This window comes from Streptomyces sp. NBC_00872, assembly GCF_045161915.1.
In the GTDB taxonomy this organism is placed as follows: domain Bacteria; phylum Actinomycetota; class Actinomycetes; order Streptomycetales; family Streptomycetaceae; genus Streptomyces.
In genome coordinates this window covers 6643786-6660535 of sequence record NZ_CP108806.1, presented here as the reverse complement: position 1 = coordinate 6660535, position 16750 = coordinate 6643786, and the positions used below count along the sequence as shown (strand labels likewise).

Annotated in this window: 16 protein-coding genes; 4 read left to right on the top strand and 12 right to left on the bottom strand. The window is 71.8% G+C overall.

Annotated features, from left to right (window positions below):
* Positions 1–14: 14 nt before the first annotated feature.
* The 4 genes from OG214_RS28440 to OG214_RS28425 all read right to left on the bottom strand — a co-directional run bounded on the left by OG214_RS28440 (position 15) and on the right by OG214_RS28425 (position 3828).
* The gene (locus OG214_RS28440) at positions 15–1043 is read right to left on the bottom strand and encodes a 6-phosphofructokinase (protein ID WP_363080082.1); all 1029 of its coding nucleotides are present in this window, start codon (positions 1041–1043) and stop codon (positions 15–17) included.
* 145 nt (positions 1044–1188) lie between these two features.
* Positions 1189–1869 (bottom strand): response regulator transcription factor, encoded by a 681-nt coding sequence (locus tag OG214_RS28435; RefSeq protein WP_363080081.1) that lies wholly within the window; start codon positions 1867–1869, stop codon positions 1189–1191.
* The gene (gene macS / locus OG214_RS28430; RefSeq protein ID WP_363080080.1) at positions 1866–3014 is read right to left on the bottom strand and encodes a MacS family sensor histidine kinase; all 1149 of its coding nucleotides are present in this window, start codon (positions 3012–3014) and stop codon (positions 1866–1868) included. Before macS ends, OG214_RS28435 begins: the two co-directional genes overlap by 4 nt.
* 100 nt (positions 3015–3114) lie before the next feature.
* Positions 3115–3828, bottom strand: a complete 714-nt coding sequence (locus OG214_RS28425; RefSeq protein ID WP_383040076.1) for a lysophospholipid acyltransferase family protein — start codon at positions 3826–3828, stop codon at positions 3115–3117.
* A 150-nt stretch (positions 3829–3978) separates the two neighbouring features.
* Here OG214_RS28425 and OG214_RS28420 point away from each other — a divergent pair, with 150 nt between their 5' ends.
* Together OG214_RS28420 and OG214_RS28415 are read left to right on the top strand one after the other, a co-directional pair.
* Positions 3979–4758, top strand: coding sequence for an alpha/beta hydrolase (locus tag OG214_RS28420; protein ID WP_382850047.1), 780 nt, complete (start codon positions 3979–3981; stop codon positions 4756–4758).
* Entirely contained in the window at positions 4751–5344 is a 594-nt protein-coding gene (locus tag OG214_RS28415; RefSeq protein ID WP_405986352.1) for a hypothetical protein, read from the top strand. The genes OG214_RS28420 and OG214_RS28415 overlap by 8 nt, the downstream gene beginning before the upstream one ends.
* Positions 5345–5691: 347 nt before the next feature.
* On the opposite strand, the gene OG214_RS28410 is transcribed toward OG214_RS28415, so the two are convergent.
* The 6 genes from OG214_RS28410 to OG214_RS28385 all read right to left on the bottom strand — a co-directional run bounded on the left by OG214_RS28410 (position 5692) and on the right by OG214_RS28385 (position 10655).
* Positions 5692–6441, bottom strand: coding sequence for an endonuclease/exonuclease/phosphatase family protein (locus OG214_RS28410; protein WP_405986351.1), 750 nt, complete (start codon positions 6439–6441; stop codon positions 5692–5694).
* Positions 6442–6557: 116 nt separating this feature from the next.
* Entirely contained in the window at positions 6558–7499 is a 942-nt protein-coding gene (locus OG214_RS28405; protein WP_363080075.1) for an ROK family glucokinase, read from the bottom strand.
* A 65-nt stretch (positions 7500–7564) separates the two neighbouring features.
* Positions 7565–8065 carry a DUF5304 domain-containing protein gene (locus OG214_RS28400; RefSeq protein WP_405986350.1) on the bottom strand — a complete coding sequence of 167 codons (501 nt, stop codon included), beginning with the start codon at positions 8063–8065 and terminating at the stop codon, positions 7565–7567.
* Positions 8066–8155: 90 nt separating this feature from the next.
* Positions 8156–9376, bottom strand: coding sequence for an ArsA family ATPase (locus tag OG214_RS28395; RefSeq protein WP_405986349.1), 1221 nt, complete (start codon positions 9374–9376; stop codon positions 8156–8158).
* A 5-nt stretch (positions 9377–9381) separates the two neighbouring features.
* A complete protein-coding gene (locus OG214_RS28390) occupies positions 9382–9831 on the bottom strand; it encodes an SRPBCC family protein (RefSeq protein ID WP_363080070.1) in 450 nt (149 codons plus the stop codon).
* A gap of 56 nt (positions 9832–9887) precedes the next feature.
* Positions 9888–10655, bottom strand: a complete 768-nt coding sequence (locus OG214_RS28385) for a metallophosphoesterase (RefSeq protein WP_405987640.1) — start codon at positions 10653–10655, stop codon at positions 9888–9890.
* Positions 10656–10946: 291 nt separating this feature from the next.
* On the opposite strand from OG214_RS28385, the gene OG214_RS28380 reads away from it, so the two are divergent.
* Complete coding sequence (locus tag OG214_RS28380) at positions 10947–12743, top strand: AMP-dependent synthetase/ligase (RefSeq protein ID WP_405986348.1); 1797 nt, start codon at positions 10947–10949, stop codon at positions 12741–12743.
* 239 nt (positions 12744–12982) lie between these two features.
* On the opposite strand, the gene OG214_RS28375 is transcribed toward OG214_RS28380, so the two are convergent.
* Positions 12983–14137 (bottom strand): glycosyltransferase family 4 protein, encoded by a 1155-nt coding sequence (locus tag OG214_RS28375; protein ID WP_405986347.1) that lies wholly within the window; start codon positions 14135–14137, stop codon positions 12983–12985.
* A gap of 126 nt (positions 14138–14263) precedes the next feature.
* Here OG214_RS28375 and OG214_RS28370 point away from each other — a divergent pair, with 126 nt between their 5' ends.
* Positions 14264–15523 (top strand): glycosyltransferase 87 family protein, encoded by a 1260-nt coding sequence (locus tag OG214_RS28370; protein ID WP_405986346.1) that lies wholly within the window; start codon positions 14264–14266, stop codon positions 15521–15523.
* Here OG214_RS28370 and OG214_RS28365 read toward each other — a convergent pair.
* Positions 15480–16736 (bottom strand): hypothetical protein, encoded by a 1257-nt coding sequence (locus tag OG214_RS28365; protein ID WP_405986345.1) that lies wholly within the window; start codon positions 16734–16736, stop codon positions 15480–15482. The genes OG214_RS28370 and OG214_RS28365 overlap by 44 nt on opposite strands.
* Positions 16737–16750: the final 14 nt, after the last annotated feature.

The following is a 16750-nucleotide window of genomic DNA, read 5'->3' as shown; positions in this document are numbered from 1 at the left end:
CCGAGCCCCAAACATCACCCGAAGAAGACGCTCGCCTCTTCGTACAGTGCCGGCTGGACCGTTTTGAGTTGGGCCGTTGCCTCCGACATCGGTACGCGCACGATGTCCGTCCCCCGAAGCGCCACCATCCTGCCGAAGTCCCCGTCCCGCACCGCCTCTATCGCGTGCAGGCCGAAGCGGGTGGCCAGCCAGCGGTCGAAGGCGCTCGGGGTGCCGCCGCGCTGGACGTGGCCGAGGACCGTGGTCCTGGCCTCCTTGCCGGTGCGGCGTTCGATCTCCTTGGCCAGCCACTCGCCGACGCCCGAGAGCCGGACATGGCCGAAGGAGTCCAGCGTGCCGTCCTTGAGGACCAGGTCGCCGTCCTTGGGCATCGCGCCCTCCGCGACCACCACGATCGGGGCGTACGAGGCCTTGAAACGTGAGGTCACCCAGGCGCAGACCTGGTCGACGTCGAAGCGCCGCTCGGGGATGAGTATGACGTTCGCGCCGCCGGCCAGCCCGGAGTGCAGGGCGATCCAGCCCGCGTGACGGCCCATCACCTCGCAGACCAGGACGCGCATATGGGATTCGGCGGTGGTGTGCAGCCGGTCGATGGCCTCGGTGGCGATGCCGACCGCGGTGTCGAAGCCGAAGGTGTAGTCGGTGGCGGAGAGGTCGTTGTCGATGGTCTTGGGCACTCCGACGCAGGAGATGCCGAACTCGTCGGAGAGCCGTGACGCGACGCCGAGCGTGTCCTCGCCGCCGATCACGACGAGCGCGTCGACCTGGTGCTCGGCGAGGTTCTCCCTGATCCGGCGGACACCGTCCTCGGCCTTGAGCGGATTGGTGCGGGAGGAACCGAGGATGGTGCCGCCGCGCGGCAGGATGCCGCGTACCGCGGGGATGTCGAGCCGTACGGTGTCGCCGTCCAGCGGCCCCCGCCAGCCGTCCCTGAATCCGGTGAACTCATAGCCGTACTCCTGAACGCCCTTGCGCACGATGGCGCGGATGACCGCGTTCAGCCCGGGGCAGTCGCCGCCCCCGGTCAGCACTCCGACTCGCATGGAAAACACTTCCCTTCGCCGTCGGTGGGGCACCCGGGCCACAGGAAGAGTGACTCAGGTCACTCCGGCATGGTGCGCAGGAGGGGTTGGGTTCCACCAGAGGGCGGACGGAGATGGTTGTACGGATCTGTCCCCGGGGGAGCGGTCAGGCGTCGTCGAGTCCGCGCTCGATCGCGTAACGGACCAGCTCGACGCGGTTGTGCAGTTGCAGCTTGCCAAGGGTGTTCTGCACATGGTTCTGCACGGTGCGGTGCGAGATGACGAGGCGTTCGGCGATCTGTTTGTACGAGAGCCCCTTCGCGACCAGCCGCAGCACCTCGGTCTCCCGCTCGGTCAGTCGGGGCGTCCCGCGCTCGTCCGGGGCGGCGGGCGCGGGCTCCGTGGCGAGCCTGCGGTACTCCCCCAGCACCAGACCGGCTAGTCCGGGGGTGAAGACCGGATCGCCCGCGGCGGTACGGCGTACGGCGTCGATCAGCTCCTCCGTACTGGCCGACTTGAGCAGATAGCCGGTGGCGCCGGACTTCACCGCCTCCAGGACATCGGCGTGCTCGCCGCTCGCGGAGAGGACCAGTACACGGAGTCCGGGCAGGGAGCCGACCAGTTCCTTGCAGACCTGAACTCCCGGCATTCCGGGGAGATTGAGATCGAGGACGAGCACCCGCGGGGTGGTCGCCGTGGCGCGGCGCACCGCCTGCGGGCCGTCCCCGGCGGTCGCGACCACCTCGAACCCGGCGGCCTCCAGATCGCGGGCGACGGCGTCCCGCCACATCGGGTGGTCGTCGACGACCATCACCCTGACCGTCTCCTCCGCCTGCCGCTCGCTCATCGCTCCGCCTTCCCCCGTGGAACCTTCAACTCGACCTCCGTGCCCTGTCCCGGCACCGAGACCAGTTCGGCGCTGCCGCCCAGCTCCCTCAGCCGGCCGCGGATGGAGAGGGCGACACCGAGCCGTCCCTCCCCCTCGGCCTGGGCGAGTCTGCCGTCCGGGATGCCGGGTCCGTCGTCCCTGACGGTCACGATCACCTCGTCCGGCCAGTCCTCGACCAGGATCCAGGCGCGGGCGTCCTGGCCCGCGTGCTCGCGGACATTGTCCAGGGCGGCGCCGACCGCCGCCGCCAGCCCACCGGCCGTCGCGTGCTCCAGCAGTACGGGCGCGCCCGGCTCGGCGAAGGTGACCTTCGGGCCGGTGTACGGCGCGAGCAGCGAGCGCAGATCACAGGGACCCGGACCGGCGGGGGCCGCCATGGATTCCGCGGGGGCGCGCACGGTGGGCACGAGCCCGCTGGAGACCAGGGTGCGCAGGGCGATCTCCTGCTCCCCCGCCAGCCGGCCCAGCTCCGCGGCCTCGCCGCCGATCGCCGTACCGCGCCGCTGCACCATCGCCAGCACCTGGAGCACGCTGTCGTGGATGTCCCGGGCCAGCCGCTCGCGTTCACGGGTCGCGGCCTCGATCTCCAGGGCGCGGGCCAGGGTGCGTTCCGAGGCACGGGCGACCTCGACGACATATCCGATGGCGATGGAGGCGACCCAGACGAGCAGCACGTTGTGGAGGGTGTCCCGGCTGGGGTGGGCGCGTTCCACGAGATTGGCCGCGGCGACGAAGGAGGAGGCGACGGCGGCCCAGCGCCAGCCGCCCTTGATCGCGAAGGCGAGGACCGAACCCGCGGTCCATATCGACGGCAGCGTGGGGCCGTCGACGCTCCGGGCGTGCTCGTCCGCCAGCGGGGTGAGCAGGATGCCGGTGAGGGCGACGGTGAGATCGGCGACCAGGAAGCGCTTGGTGCAGTTCACGGCGTTCGCCACCCTGGGGAGTGTGACGATCGTCCAGACGGCCAGGAACGCCAGGAACGCCGCGGCCACCCAGGGGCGTTCGAACCGGTCGCGTTCGAAGACGAAGATCAGCACGGCGTAGACCATGGTGAGCGGCCGGTAGGCGGTCAGCGCCCGCCAGAGCGGCTGCTCGACCGACATACGTCTGTCCTTCTGCGGTCCGCCGCGCCTCCAGGGCACCGCGAACCCGTACCGACGGTCGATCGGCTCCTCCCCCCTCGTGGATCCCACCTCCCGCGGATCACTCCCCGCCGGTTCCCGACGCCTTCGCCTCTTCGGCGAGCCGGCGCTTGGCCGCCGTCGCGTAGATGTCGACATACTCCTGGCCGGACAGCTTCATGATCTCGTACATGACCTCGTCGGTCACCGAGCGCAGGATGAACCGGTCGCCCTCCATGCCCTGGTAGCGGCTGAAGTCCAGCGGCTTGCCGATCCTTATCCCCGGGCGCATCAGCTTGGGCACCACCTTGCCGGGCGGCTGGATCTTCTCGGTGTCGATCATGGCGACGGGGATGACCGGCGCTCCGGACGCCAGTGCCACGCGCGCCAGACCGCCCGGCTTGCCCCGGTACAGCCGGCCGTCGGGCGAGCGGGTGCCCTCCGGGTAGATACCGAAGAGTTCACCGCGCTCCAGGACCTTGATCCCGCTCTGGATGGCGGCCTCGCCCGCCCCGCGTCCGCCCGAGCGGTCCACCGGGAGCTGTCCGACTCCCTTGAAGAAGGCGGCGGTCAGCTTCCCCTTGAGACCGGGCGAGGTGAAGTACTCGGCCTTGGCGATAAAAGTCACCTTGCGGTCGAGCACGGCCGGGAGGAAGAACGAGTCGGAGAAGGAGAGATGGTTGCTGGCGAGGATCGCGGGGCCCTCTGCGGGAACGTTCTCAAGACCCTCCACCCAGGGCCTGAAGGCGAGCTTCAGGGATCCCCCGATGGAGAACTTCATCGCACCGTAGATCAACTCGAATGCCTCCTGTGTGCTGTCGGACAGACCTTAACGCCTGGGGGGTACGTGCTCTCCTTCACGGAGGCCGGACGGATCTGGTCGGTGTCGGTCCGGTCGCGTACGGTGAAGTACACCTTCCCGAGCCTCACGAACAGGAGACCCCCGGTGCCGGTCCTTCCTGGAGCCGAGCCGTACCGCCATGAGGGCGGAGAGGTCGGCGTTCTTCTCTGTCACGGATTCACCGGTTCCCCGCAGTCGTTGCGCCCCTGGGCCGGGTATCTGGCCGGGCACGGTCTCACCGTGTCCCTGCCGTTGCTCCCCGGCCACGGCACCCGCTGGCAGGACATGCAGCTCACCGGCTGGCAGGACTGGTACGCGGAGGTGGACCGGGCGCTGGGCGAGCTGCTCCAGCGGTGCCGCCAGGTCTTCGTCCTCGGACTCTCGATGGGCGGGACGCTGGCGCTGCGGCTCGCGGCCAAGCACGGCCCGGCGGTCCAGGGGATCGTCGTGGTGAACCCGGCGATCAAGCTGCATGGAGCGGCGGCCCATGTCCTGCCGGTGGTACGCCATCTCGTGCCGACGACCGGGGGACTGACGAGCGATATCGCCAAGGAGGGCGTGAAGGAGCTTGGTTACGACCGGGTGCCGCTGCACGCCGCGTACTCGCTGCGGAAGTTCTTCGGTCTGGTGGACGGGGCGCTGCCCCAGGTGACCCAGCCGTTGCTGCTGCTGCGCAGCCCGCGGGACCATGTCGTACCACCGGCCGACTCGGCCAGGATCCTCGCCCGGGTCTCGTCACGGGATGTCCGTGAGGTCCTGCTGGAACAGAGCTACCACGTGGCGACGTTGGACCATGACGCGGAGCGGATCTTCGAGGAGAGTCTCTCGTTCATCGGCCGCCTCGCTCCGATTGCCGGGCAGAAGGGGAGCACCAGCGGTGGCTGAGCATGACGCGGACCGGGAGCCGCAGCCGATCGACGAGGACGCGGCCTGGGCGGCGATCGTCGCCGGGTACGGGGACGAGCCGGCGGATCCGCCGGGCGCCAAGCCGTTCAAGTCGGTGGAGGATCTGGCCGTGCTGGAGGGGGAGAAGAACACCCTCGGGCCGAGTGCCGGACCCGATCCGGAAGCGGCGGCGCCCGCCCCGGCTCCGGAGAAGGACAGCGACGAGGCGAGACCCACGCTCGGCGGCTCGGTCGTCTTCGCGCCCGGGGTCGGCGGTTCCGGACCGCGCGACTACGAGGTGCCGGAGGCCCGGGAGGAGGACTTCGACGACGGCGACGAGGGACATTTCGTACCCCCGGAGCCGCCGCCGCTGCCCGAGGCCGATGTGACGGCCAAGTTCGCCTGGCTGGCGGTGATCGGCGGCCCGGTGCTGATGCTGGTCGCGGTCCTGCTCCAGTGGGACATGACGTGGTGGCTGACGACGCTGTGCATCGGCGGCTTCCTGGGCGGCTTCGCCACGCTGGTGGCGCGGATGAAGCACGACGACGAGGAGAACGACGACCCGGGCCGGGGCGCGGTCGTCTGAACCCGCGCCGCCCCGCCTCCCGGCGGTTCGCCTCCCGGCGGGGGGTCGTGGTGCGGGGTGCGCCTCGCGGCGCGGGTGCGGTGTGTGGGTGGTGCGGGTGCCGGGGCACTCCGGAGGTACATGTCCGGACGGCATGATTTACGCCGCGTGCGGGCCGGTTCGGTAGGTGCGGGTTTCGTGTGCGGCACAAATCACGCTTTAGTGTCCGGACACGCACCTCCTGCGACCCCGACCCCCTCCCGCCGGTGCTCCGGCTACAGGCCGCAATTCAAGCCCGTCCGGCGATTGAGGACGAACCGGGCGGACGGGACCGGGCTCCGCCGGGACGCACCCGGAGCCGCGGTCCCCTAAGCCGGGAGGCGCACCGCGGCCAGTACCGGTAGGTGGTCCGTCGCCGCCTTCAGGTCGGTCTCGGTGACGCCCGGCAGTCCCCTGGGCACCCCGCAGCCGAGGATCTCGACGCCCTCGGTGGCGAAGATCGCGTCGATGCGCTGGTGGGGGCGCTCCGGGGTGGAGGTGTACTCGTCGCCCCAGGGCTTCGCCGTCCAGCAGTCCTGGAGCTCTCCCGCCAGCAGCCGGAAACTCCGGCCTTCCGGTGGGTCGTTGAGGTCACCGGCGGCGATCGCGTGCGGTACGTCCATGGCCCCGACGCGGTCGAGCAGCGTCCGCGCCTGCGCGTACCGCTCGTCGGCGTCCAGACTGAGATGGCAGCTCAGCAGCCCGAGCCGGGCCCGGCCGAACCGTACGACCGCCGTGGCGAAGCCGCGCCGGTGCAGACCGGGGGTGAGCGGCAGCAGGATGTCCTCGGTCCGCTCGACCGTGGCGCGCAGCGAACAGAGCAGCAGTGGCCCGGACGCGGTGGCCCCTCCGCTCAGCACCACGAGATCGGTCCGCGCGGCCAGCCACGCGGCGCGCTTGCGCCAGCGGAAGAATCTCGGCGCTTCCTGGATGAAGACCAGATCGGGCGCACAGGCGCGGATCACCCGGACCAGCGCCTCACGGTCGTCGCGCATCGACCGGATGTTGTAACTGAGCACCCGGATCACGGCCGAACCGTCCGGCTCGGTACGGGAGTCGGGCAGCGGGGACATCGCCATGCCCACAAGATACGGGAGACCGTCCGACGGGTTCCGGCCGACACCGGGCCGGGGCGCGGTGCTCCGGGCAGCGCCCGCCGTACCCACGTCGGGTGCGGCGGGCGCGGGTGTCGGCGTCAGCCCTGGCGGGCCAGGTCCGCGGCGCCCACCAGGCCCGCTTCGCCGCCCAGTTGGGCCGCGAGCACCTGGGCGTGCGGACGCCACTCGCCGCCGATCAGCCAGCGCCTGAAGGACTTGCGGATCGGGTCGAGGACCAGTTCGCCCTCGTCGGAGACCCCGCCGCCGACGATGAACGCGGACGGGTCGAAGAGCGAGGCCAGATCGGCGAGACCGGCGCCAGCCCACCGGGCCAGTTCACGGAAGGAGTCGATGGCCACCGGATCACCGGCGCGGGCCGCGGAGCTGATGTGCCTGCCCTCTATGCCGTCCGCGGTGCCGTCGCCGAGACCGAGCAGGATCTCCGCGTTCTCCGGGGTCGCGTTGGCGCGCTGTCTGGCGTACCGGACGAGGGCACGCCCGGACGCGTACTGCTCCCAGCACCCCTGGCTGCCGCAGCCGCAGAGCAGACCGTCCGGCACCACCCGGATGTGCCCGAACTCCGCCGCCACACCGAAGCGGCCCCGGCGCAGCTTGTTGCCGATGATGATGCCGCCGCCGAGCCCCGTGCCGAGCGTGATGCAGATGACATCGTCGTGGCCCTGTCCGGCCCCGAACTTGTACTCGCCCCACGCGGCGGCGTTGGCGTCGTTCTCCACGACGACCGGCAGGCCGATCCGCTGCTCGACCTTGTCCTTGAGCGGTTCATGGCGCCAGTTGATGTTGGGCGCGAAGAGGACGGTGGCGCGCTTGTCGTCGACGTATCCGGCGGCCCCGATACCGACCGCCTCGATCTGGTGTCCCTCGCCGGCGCCGGAGACCGCGGCGCAGATCGCGTCCACGATGCCTTCGGCGGTCGGCGGGGTGGGCACCTTGTGCGTCTCCAGGATGGTGCCCTCTTCGTCGACCACGCCCGCCGCGATCTTCGTGCCGCCGATGTCGACGCCGATGGTGAGTCCCATGTGTCCCTCAGTTTTCGGTCGAGCCCCGCTGTGGTCAACCGTACCCGAGGGCGGGCGCGCGAAGGTCAGTCCAGGTCGATATGACCGCCCGGACCAGGTCCTTCGTCCCTGGGGTCCGTGGGGTCGTCGGCCTTCTTCGTGTCGTGAGGGACGTCTGGTCCGACGCCCGACGGGTCCCCCGTGGAGGGCGCCGAGGAGGAGTCGCGGGTCCAGCGGCCCTCCTGGTTCTCGACCGCGGAGCGGTACGCGGCGAGCAGTTCGTTGCCCGCGGCGGCGAGATGGCCGAAAACCCCGGGGTTCCGCTCGATGACCGGCTCGACGACCGCTTTGGCTTGGTTGATGAACTGCTCCACGGCGCCCTGCGCGGCCATGCCGAACAGCGGTCCCGGCAGCGACGAGACCTTGTCCGCGACGGCGTCGACGAGCTTGCGCAGCTCGTCGGAGGCGGAGACGGGCGGCGGGCCGTAGGTCGCGCGGCGGCGGGCCTTCTCCGCCTCCAGATCCTCGGCACACGCCGCGGCCCAGGCGTCCGAGTCGGTGGCGGGGCGCTCGGTGGCTTCGCTCATGGAGACTCCTGCGTCAGGGGCAGAGGCCCTCCGCCATGGGCAGCGGAAGGGGTTCTTACCTTCGACGGTACCCGAACGGCCCCGGGTCCTTCAGTGCCCGCGCGGCCACAGCGCGGGGTCGGGGGTGAATCTCACCCGCAGTACCCCGTCGGTGAGGGCCGCGCCGGTCACCGTGCAGCGGCGCAGCGCGGACGGCAGGGGCACGGTACGGCGGAAGGGGCCGACGGCGAGCAGGAGTTCGTCGTCCCTGCGGACCAGGGACAGCTCGCTCTTGACCGCTCCTGGCAGCGGCAGGCACCAGACGAGCAGATTGTCCTCGGCGAGCCGGTCCTCGACCGGCCAGGGGTCGGCCGCCGCCGGGCCCGGCGCGTCCAGTCCGTCCGCGAGCCCGGTGGCCAGGCCCGCTCCCCCGTCCTCGCCGGAGCCCTCGCCCAGAAGCGCCAGATCGTCCGGGCCGTACGGGTCCCGGCCGAGATGCCCCACCGGGTACAGGGGTGCCTCGGGCGCCCACTCCTCGTACCAGTCGTCCAGGCACTTGCGCTGCTGCGCGACGAGCGTCGCGAGCCAGGGCCCCGCCGCGTCGCCGGGCAGGATCCGGTTCGGTACGAGGGTGTCGACGCGCAGCCCGTACAGGGCCAGTCCGGTACGGGCGGTGCGCAGGGCCTCCGCCGCCGTGGGCCCCGGCTCCGCGACCAGCCGTACGGTCGTCGTGGGGTCCTGGACGACCGACTGGACGACGGCCAGCTCCGCGTCCCGCCGGTCGGCCATCTCGTACAGCCACTGCGCGGGCATCGGCACCCCGGCGAGCTGGGCCATCATCGGGCGCAGCGCGCGGGCGGCCTGCCGCTCGCGGGGCAGCAGCCGGCGCAGATAGCGGCGGAGCTGCTCGGGCAGGGCCAGTACGGCCAGTGCCTGCCGCAGCGGCGGCATGTCGACGACCAGGACGTCCCAGTCGCCCTCGGCGGCCCGGCGCACGGCGTGGAGCAGGGCGAACTGCTCGCTGCCGGGCAGTTCGGTGAGTTCCTCGCCGGCCAGTCTGCGGGCGCCGAGCAGATCGAGCGCGGTGGCGGCCCGCTCCTGGAGGGTGAGCAGTTCCGCGCGGAAGTGCTCGCCGGAGTCGACGCGCGCGGCCCACAGGCCGTCGCCCGCCCCGGTGGGCCCGGAGCCCACCGGTATGCCGAGCAGATCGTCGAGCGGGTCGGCGGAGAGGAGCAGGACGCGTCCGCCCCGCCGGGCGGCGGCCCGCGCGGTGGCCGCGGCGATGGTGGTACGGCCCGCCCCGCCGGGGCCGGTGACCAGGACCGTACGCATCGGGGTCAGGCTCCGGGGGCGGATTCGACGCGCTTCTTCAGGCCCGCGAGCGCGCGGTCGATGATGACCTTCTCCGCCTTGCGCTTGATCATGCCGAGCATCGGGATCTTGACGTCGACGGTCAGCCGGTAGGTGACCTCGGTGCGGTCGCCGCCGCCGACGGGCGTCAGCAGATACGAGCCGTCGAGGGCGCGCAGCATCTGGGACTTCACCAGGGTCCAGCTCACCTCGTCGCCGCCGGTCCAGGTGTAGGCGAGGGTGTGGTCGTCCTTGATCGCCCCGGCGTCCAGCACCAGCCTGACCTGCTGGGCGCGCCCGCGGTCGTCGGTGGCCAGCACCTCGGCCTCCTTCACCTCGCCGGTCCACTCCGGATAGCGGGCGAAGTCGGCGATCACGCCCATGACATCGGCCGGTGCCGCCTCGATCGTGATGCTCGAACTGGTGTGTTCCGCCATCGCCGTGCTCCTCCGGTACTGGGTACGCGGTGTGCAGGCTATCGCGAGTGCGCCGTTCACCATTCCAGGGCCCAGGGGCGCCCTGTCGCGGCGAAGTGACCGACATTCACACACTCCGTGGAGCCGATCCGCATCCGCCGGGCGAGCGGCTGATGGACATGGCCGAACAGGGCGTAGCGGGGCTTCGTACGGCGGATGGCCTCCAGCAGCGCGCGGCTGCCCCGCTCGAACCGGCGCGGGACGGTGTCATAGGTCAACTCGGGCACATCGGGCGGGATGTGCGAGCACAGGACGTCCACCTCGCCGAGCGCCTCGACCTTGGCGGCGTACTCCTCGTCGGAGATCTCGTACGGGGTGCGCATGGGGGTGCGCAGCCCGCCGCCGACGAAGCCGAAGACCCGGCCGCCCAGTTCCACCCGCTCCCCGTCGAGAACGGTGGTCCCGGGGCGCGCGTACTCCGGCCAGAGTGACGGGATGTCGACATTGCCGTAGGTGGCGTACGTAGGGGCGGGAAGCGCGGCGAACATCTCGGCGTACTGACGGCGCACCGCTCCCTCGATGGCCGCGGCGGGGTCGATGTCCAGCCGGGACCAGAGCTCCCGGCCCAGGTCACGGGCCTCGTCGAAGCGGCGGGCGGTGCGCAGCTCCACGATCCGGTCGGCGTTCCCGACCCCGAAGAGATCGGGAAAGATACCGCGCGAGTGGTCGGCGTAGTCAAGGAAGAGCACGAGGTCACCGAGGCAGATCAGGGCATCGGCGCCGTCGCCTGCCGTGCGGAGACCCTGGGTGTTCCCATGCACATCACTGATCACATTGACTCGCATACCTGCCATGCGGATCACCCTAGAACGGGGTTCTCCCACCCGATAGAGGGGGCCGGACCTGCGGTTCCTTCCGTCGTGTCAGAGGTGTGGACTACTGTGCGCGCAGTACCGTCCATCACGTGTGACGCAGGGAACATCTGGCCGGACCCCCCTATGCGTACGCCAGTACCGATGGGTAACGTCCGGGCAGTCCAGTCGTGCTCGCCCCGCCGAGCACCTGCCCCGGTCCTGGACCGCGACCGGCGAGTCGCACGGAGCCGTGGCGTCGGCGCCCGATGAGGAGCAGCAGTCTTGCGCGAGTTCAGCCTTCCGGCCCTGTACGAGGTCCCCGCGGACGGCAATCTGACGGATCTCGTCCGCCGCAACGCCGCACAGCATCCCGATGTCGCGGTCCTGGGCCGCAAGGTGGCGGGCGTCTGGACCGATGTGACCGCCACCCAGTTCCTGGCCGAGGTACGGGCCGCCGCCAAGGGCCTGATCGCGGCGGGCATCCGGCCCGGCGACCGTGTCGCGCTGATGTCCCGTACCCGCTTCGAGTGGGTCCAGCTCGACTTCGCGATCTGGACCGCGGGCGCGGTGACCGTGCCGGTGTACGAGACCAGCTCCGCCGAGCAGGTCCAGTGGATCCTCGGCGACTCCGGCGCGGTCGCGGTGATCGTCGAGAACGACGCGCACTACACGGCCGTCGAGTCGGTCCAGCACACACTGCCCGAGCTGCGGGCGGTCTGGCAGATCGACCGGGGCGGCGTCGAGGAGCTGACGACGGCGGGCGCGGAGATCCCGGACGCGGTGGTCGACGAGCGCGCGTCGTCCGCGAAGGCCGACGACCCTGCGACCATCGTCTACACCTCGGGCACCACCGGCCGCCCCAAGGGCTGTGTGCTCACCCACCGCAGCTTCTTCGCGGAGTGCGGGAACGCGGTGGAGCGGCTCAAGCCCCTTTTCCGCACGGGCGAATGCTCCGTACTGCTCTTCCTCCCGGCCGCGCATGTCTTCGGGCGGCTCGTCGAAGTGGCGGCCGTGATGGCGCCGATCAAACTCGGCTGCGTACCGGACATCAAGAATCTGACGGAGGAGCTGGCCGCCTTCCGGCCGACACTGATCCTGGGGGTGCCCCGGGTCTTCGAGAAGGTCTACAACTCGGCACGCGCCACCGCGCAGGCGGCGGGGAAGGGCCGGGTCTTCGACCGGGCCGCCCACACCGCGATCGCCTACAGCCGGTCCCTCTCCACCCCGCGCGGTCCGTCCCTCGGTCTGCGTATCCGTCACAAGCTCTTCGACCGGCTCGTCTACCGGAAGCTACGCGCGGTGCTCGGCGGACACGGCGAATACGCCATCTCCGGCGGCGCCCCCCTCGGTGAACGCCTCGGCCACTTCTACCGCGGCATCGGCTTCACCGTCCTGGAGGGATACGGACTCACCGAGTCCTGCGCCGCCACCTCCTTCAACCCCTGGGACCGCCAGAAGATCGGCACCGTCGGACAGCCTCTCCCCGGGTCCGTCATCCGCATCGCCGACGACGGCGAGATCCTCCTCCACGGCGAACACCTCTTCACCGGGTACTGGAACAACCCGGAGGCGACGGCGGAGGCGCTGGCCGACGGCTGGTTCCACACCGGCGACATCGGCACCCTCGACGAGGACGGCTATCTGACCATCACGGGCCGCAAGAAGGAGATCCTCGTCACCGCCGGCGGCAAGAACGTCGCCCCGGCCGTCATCGAGGACCGGATCCGCGCCCACGCGCTCATCTCCGAATGCATGGTCGTCGGCGACGGCCGTCCCTTCGTGGGCGCGTTGATCACCCTGGACGAGGAATTCCTGACCCGCTGGGCGGCAGAACACAACAAACCGTCAAACTCCACCCCCGCCACACTCCGCCTGGACCCGGAACTACTGGCCGAGGTCCAACGAGCGGTGGACGAAGGAAACAGCGCCGTCTCCAAGGCCGAATCGGTCCGCAAATTCCGCATCCTCACAACCCAGTTCACGGAAGAGGGCGGCCACATCACGCCGTCGCTCAAGCTCAAGCGGAATGTGGTGGCGAAGGACTTCGCGGACGACATCGAGGCGCTGTACCAGACCTGAGCGAACCGGCACGGGCGCACCGGGCGGGAGGGGGTCGGGGTCGGAGGAGGTGCGTGTCCGGACACTAAAGCGTGATTTGTGCCGCACACGCGCCCGCACCGGACAACGGGCCCGCACGCGGCGTAAATCATGCCGTCCGGACATGTACCCCCGGAGTGCCCCGGCCCCCGCGCCACCCACCGGCCCCCGCGCCGCAGGCGCGCACCTCGCCGTCAGGCGCACCGCCCCCACCGGGACGGCTAAAGCAACAGCCGCAGCTCGGACGCCAGGTCGTCCCAGCGCCAGCGTTCCTCCACCCACTCCCGTCCCCGCTCCCCCATCCGTCTCCGCAGCTCCGGATCGAGCAGCAGGGCGACGATCCGCTCCGCCGACTCCTCCGCCGCGACCTCCGGCGGCCCGCCCCTGACCACCCAGCCCGTCTCCCCGTCCAGCACCGCGTCGGGCGCGCCGCCGGAGTCGCCCGCGACCACCGGGAGCCCGGTGGCCGAGGCCTCCAGATAGACGATGCCGAGCCCCTCGACGTCCAGACCGCCGCGCCGCGTACGGCACGGCATCGCGAAGACGTCGCCCGCGCCGAAGTGGGCGGGCAGTTCCGCCCAGGGGACCGCGCCGGTGAAGCGTACGGAACCGGCGACCCCGGTCTCGGCCGCCAGCTTGCGCAGCTCGCCCTCGTACGGTCCGCCGCCCACGATCAGCAGCACCGCGTCCGGCACCCGCGCCAGAATCGCGGGCAGCGCGAGGATCAGCGTGTCCTGGCCCTTGCGCGGCACCAGCCGCGAGACACAGACGACGACGGGCCGGTCCATCAGCCCGAGGCGCTCCCGGACGGCCGAGCCGCCCGAGCCCGGGTGGAAGGTCTTCTCGTCGACGCCCGGCGGCAGCCGCACCATGCGCGCGGCGGCCTCGGGGGTGAGCGCGCCGGCGATACGCGAGCGGGTGTACTCACCGAGATAGGTGATCGTGTCCGTGGACTCGCCGATCCGCCGCAGAAGCCCCCGTGCGGCGGGAAGCTGCGCCCAGCCGGCCTCATGGCCGTGTGTGGTGGCCACCAGCCGTCGCGCTCCTGCCTTCCGCAGCGCCGGGGCCATCAGCCCGAGCGGCGCCGCCGCGCCGAACCAGACCGACTCGCAGCCGTGTTCACGCAGCAGCCCGACGGCCCTGCGGGTCACGCGCGGGGTCGGCAGCAGCATCGTCGTACGGTCCCGTACGACGGTGAACGGCTGCTCGGCGTCGAAGGCGGCCGTGGCCTCCGCGCCCTCCTCGCCGCGCTTCCAGGTCGAGGCGTAGACCACGAGCCGTTCGGGGTCCAGGCGCAGCGCCATGTTGTGCAGGAACGCCTGGATGCCCCCGGGCCGGGGCGGGAAGTCGTTGGTCACGATCAATGTCTTGCGCATCGCCGCCGACAGTACCCAACGGCCCTGCCTGATGGCTCGGGCGCGGTCCCGCCCGGCATCATGACTCCCGCGACCAGGAACGGAACACACGAAGCGCGCGAAGCACAGGAAGCGGACGAGGTGGGCATGGCGGGCACGCACGGCACACGGCTCCCGGTCGCGGTGTGGACCCTCACCAGGGCCGTTCTGCTGCTCTGTGTCTTCAAGGTCGTCTCCGTGCCGGGGCCCGATGTCACCGGCGATGTCTCGGTGATCTACCAGGGCTGGTACGAGGTGCTGAGGACCGGCACCTATCCGCTGGACGATGTGACCTGGCAGTATCCGCCCGCCGCGGCCCTCCCGATCCTGGCGCCCGCGGTCCTGCCGTTCCTGGGCTACGCCGCCGCCTTCTTCGTGCTGGCCTTCCTCTGTGACGCGGTGGCCTTCGCTCTGCTGCTGCGGGCGGCCCGGGGCACGGGCCGGTCGTACCGGGGCGCGTGGGTGTGGATCGCGGGGGTGCCACTGCTGGGACCGACCTCGTACGCGCGGTACGACCTGATGGTGACGGCGGTGGCCGTCGCCGCGCTGCTCACGGGGGTGCGCGGACCCCGGCTGATGGGGGCGCTCGCCGGATTCGGCGCGCTGCTGAAGATCTGGCCGTTGCTGCTGCTGGTGGGCACCCCGCGCGGCCGGGACACCCGCAGGACCTGGACGGCCGCGGCCGTCACGGCCGTCGCGCTGACCGTGGTCTGCTGTGCCGCGATGCCCGGCGCGCTGGCCTTTCTCACCTTCCAGCGCGACCGGGGCACCGAGATCGAGTCGCTGGGCGCCCTGGTCTTCCAGGTGGCGCGGCACTTCGGCTGGAGCGGCGGGGCGCTGCTCAACTACGGCTCCGTGGAGTTCGTCGGACCGTATGTCCCGCTGGTGAGCACGGCCGCGCTGGGGCTGACCGCCCTGGCCGTCGGCTGGCTGTTCGTATGGCGGCTCAAGGCGCGCGAGTTCGGCGCGAGCACCCCCTGCGACGCCGGCTTCGCCGCGGTGCTGCTGTTCACCACCACGAGCCGGGTGATCAGCCCGCAGTACATGCTCTGGCTGGTCGGTCTGGCCGCCGCCTGTCTGACGCTGCGGGGCAGCCGGATGGCGCTGCCCGGGTGGCTGGTGCTGGCCGCGACGGGGGTCACCCTGCTGGAGTTCCCGGTGCTGTTCTCGCATGTGGTGGGGGGTGATCCGCTGGGGGTGGCGCTGCTCTTCGTACGCAACGGTCTGCTGGTCGCCGCGACCCTCCTCGCGTGCCACCGGCTCTGGCGGGCGACGGTCCCGCGCTCACGCGAGCGGACGGCGGAGCGCGCGGAGCCGGCCGGGGTCAGCCCAGCCGCTGCCGGGCGTACGCGCGCCAGCGGGCGGTGAAGTCCTCCGGCGTGGTGGCCAGGACGTCGTGCAGGGCCTTCTCCACCGCGCCCTCGCGCCCGGCGTGCGCGCCCACCGCGCGGTAGAAGTCGGTCAGCCGCCGCTCGCCCCAGCGCTCGGCGATCAGCTCGCAGGCCAGCCAGCCGCTCTCGTACGCCCTGGCCAGCCGGTCGGCGCCGGCGCCGAAGGCGAAGTCCTCGTCGGCCGGGAGCGCGGCGGGGGCGTCGCCGGCGCGCACGGCGCGCTGGAGTTCGGGGGCGATCTCTCCGGCCGTACGGTCCGTGCCCCGGTACGCGACCCGGTCGGCGAAGCCCTCCGAGAGCCAGGTGGGGGTGGCGGCCGAGGTGGCCGTACGGGTCGCCACATGGGTGATCTCGTGGGCGAGGACGATCTCCCGGCCGAAGCCGGAGAGGGCGCCGTACGCCTCGGGGTTCACGACGACCCGGTCGGCCGGCGCGGTGCCGGCGGCACCGTCCCCGGCGGTGATTGCGGTGGTGACCGCCGCGATGCCCCGGTATCCGGCCGCGGAGGCCCCCAGGAGCCTCGCCATGGCCTCCAGCGAGCCGGGGACGAGCAGAACGGCCCGGCCGGCCCACGGGCGCGGCCAGGCGTCCTCGACGGCCGGGACGGCCCGGTCGGCGGTGGCGGCGATCGCGCGCAGCAGCGCGTCGTCCTGCCCGGCGCCGAGGACCAGGCTGCGGGCGCCCCGTACGGCCCGTACCGCGCCCTGCTCCCAGAGCTGCTGGGCGCCGCCGTCACCGGGCCGGTCGGCGGTCACATACCAGCGTCCCGCGCGCTCCGTCAGCTCCAGCGTGCGCGGCGCGGACACCGGAGCGCGGTCGTAGTCCGTGAGCCCGTAGCGCAGCTCGGCGTGGACGGTGGCCCGGTCACCGGAGCGCTCGACATCGGTGAGCCGGTACGTCCAGGAGTCGAGCGGCACCTCGGCGAGGTTCCGGAACTCACGGCGGCCGGTGGCGCGCAGCGCCGTCGCCGCGGGGTCGAGGACGGCGAGATACGCGCGCTCGTCACGGCCGAGGACGGCGGCGGCCCTGCGGTCCAGGGTCCGCCCGATCGCCCCGGCGGCGCTGTCGGGGGCCTTCGCCGGGGCCGTACAGCCCCAGACCGGCACCAGCAGGAGCACGGTCAACCACAGCACGGCCGCGCGCCCGCGCGTACCGTGCCGTCCCGCCGCGGTACGCGCCCGACCTGCCACGCCGCCGATCGTAC

Excerpts from the sequence above, each read along its gene's own strand:
- OG214_RS28440 (WP_363080082.1), bottom strand. The coding sequence starts at position 1,043 with ATGCGAGTCGGAGTGCTGACCGGGGGCGGCGACTGCCCCGGGCTGAAC.
- macS (WP_363080080.1), bottom strand. The coding sequence starts at position 3,014 with ATGTCGGTCGAGCAGCCGCTCTGGCGGGCGCTGACCGCCTACCGGCCG.
- OG214_RS28370 (WP_405986346.1), top strand. The coding sequence starts at position 14,264 with ATGGCGGGCACGCACGGCACACGGCTCCCGGTCGCGGTGTGGACCCTC.
- OG214_RS28410 (WP_405986351.1), bottom strand. The coding sequence starts at position 6,441 with ATGGCGATGTCCCCGCTGCCCGACTCCCGTACCGAGCCGGACGGTTCG.
- OG214_RS28395 (WP_405986349.1), bottom strand. The coding sequence starts at position 9,376 with ATGCGTACGGTCCTGGTCACCGGCCCCGGCGGGGCGGGCCGTACCACC.
- OG214_RS28435 (WP_363080081.1), bottom strand. The coding sequence starts at position 1,869 with ATGAGCGAGCGGCAGGCGGAGGAGACGGTCAGGGTGATGGTCGTCGAC.
- OG214_RS28405 (WP_363080075.1), bottom strand. The coding sequence starts at position 7,499 with ATGGGACTCACCATCGGCGTCGACATCGGCGGCACGAAGATCGCGGCG.
- OG214_RS28390 (WP_363080070.1), bottom strand. The coding sequence starts at position 9,831 with ATGGCGGAACACACCAGTTCGAGCATCACGATCGAGGCGGCACCGGCC.
- OG214_RS28375 (WP_405986347.1), bottom strand. The coding sequence starts at position 14,137 with ATGCGCAAGACATTGATCGTGACCAACGACTTCCCGCCCCGGCCCGGG.
- OG214_RS28400 (WP_405986350.1), bottom strand. The coding sequence starts at position 8,065 with ATGAGCGAAGCCACCGAGCGCCCCGCCACCGACTCGGACGCCTGGGCC.
- OG214_RS28385 (WP_405987640.1), bottom strand. The coding sequence starts at position 10,655 with ATGCGAGTCAATGTGATCAGTGATGTGCATGGGAACACCCAGGGTCTC.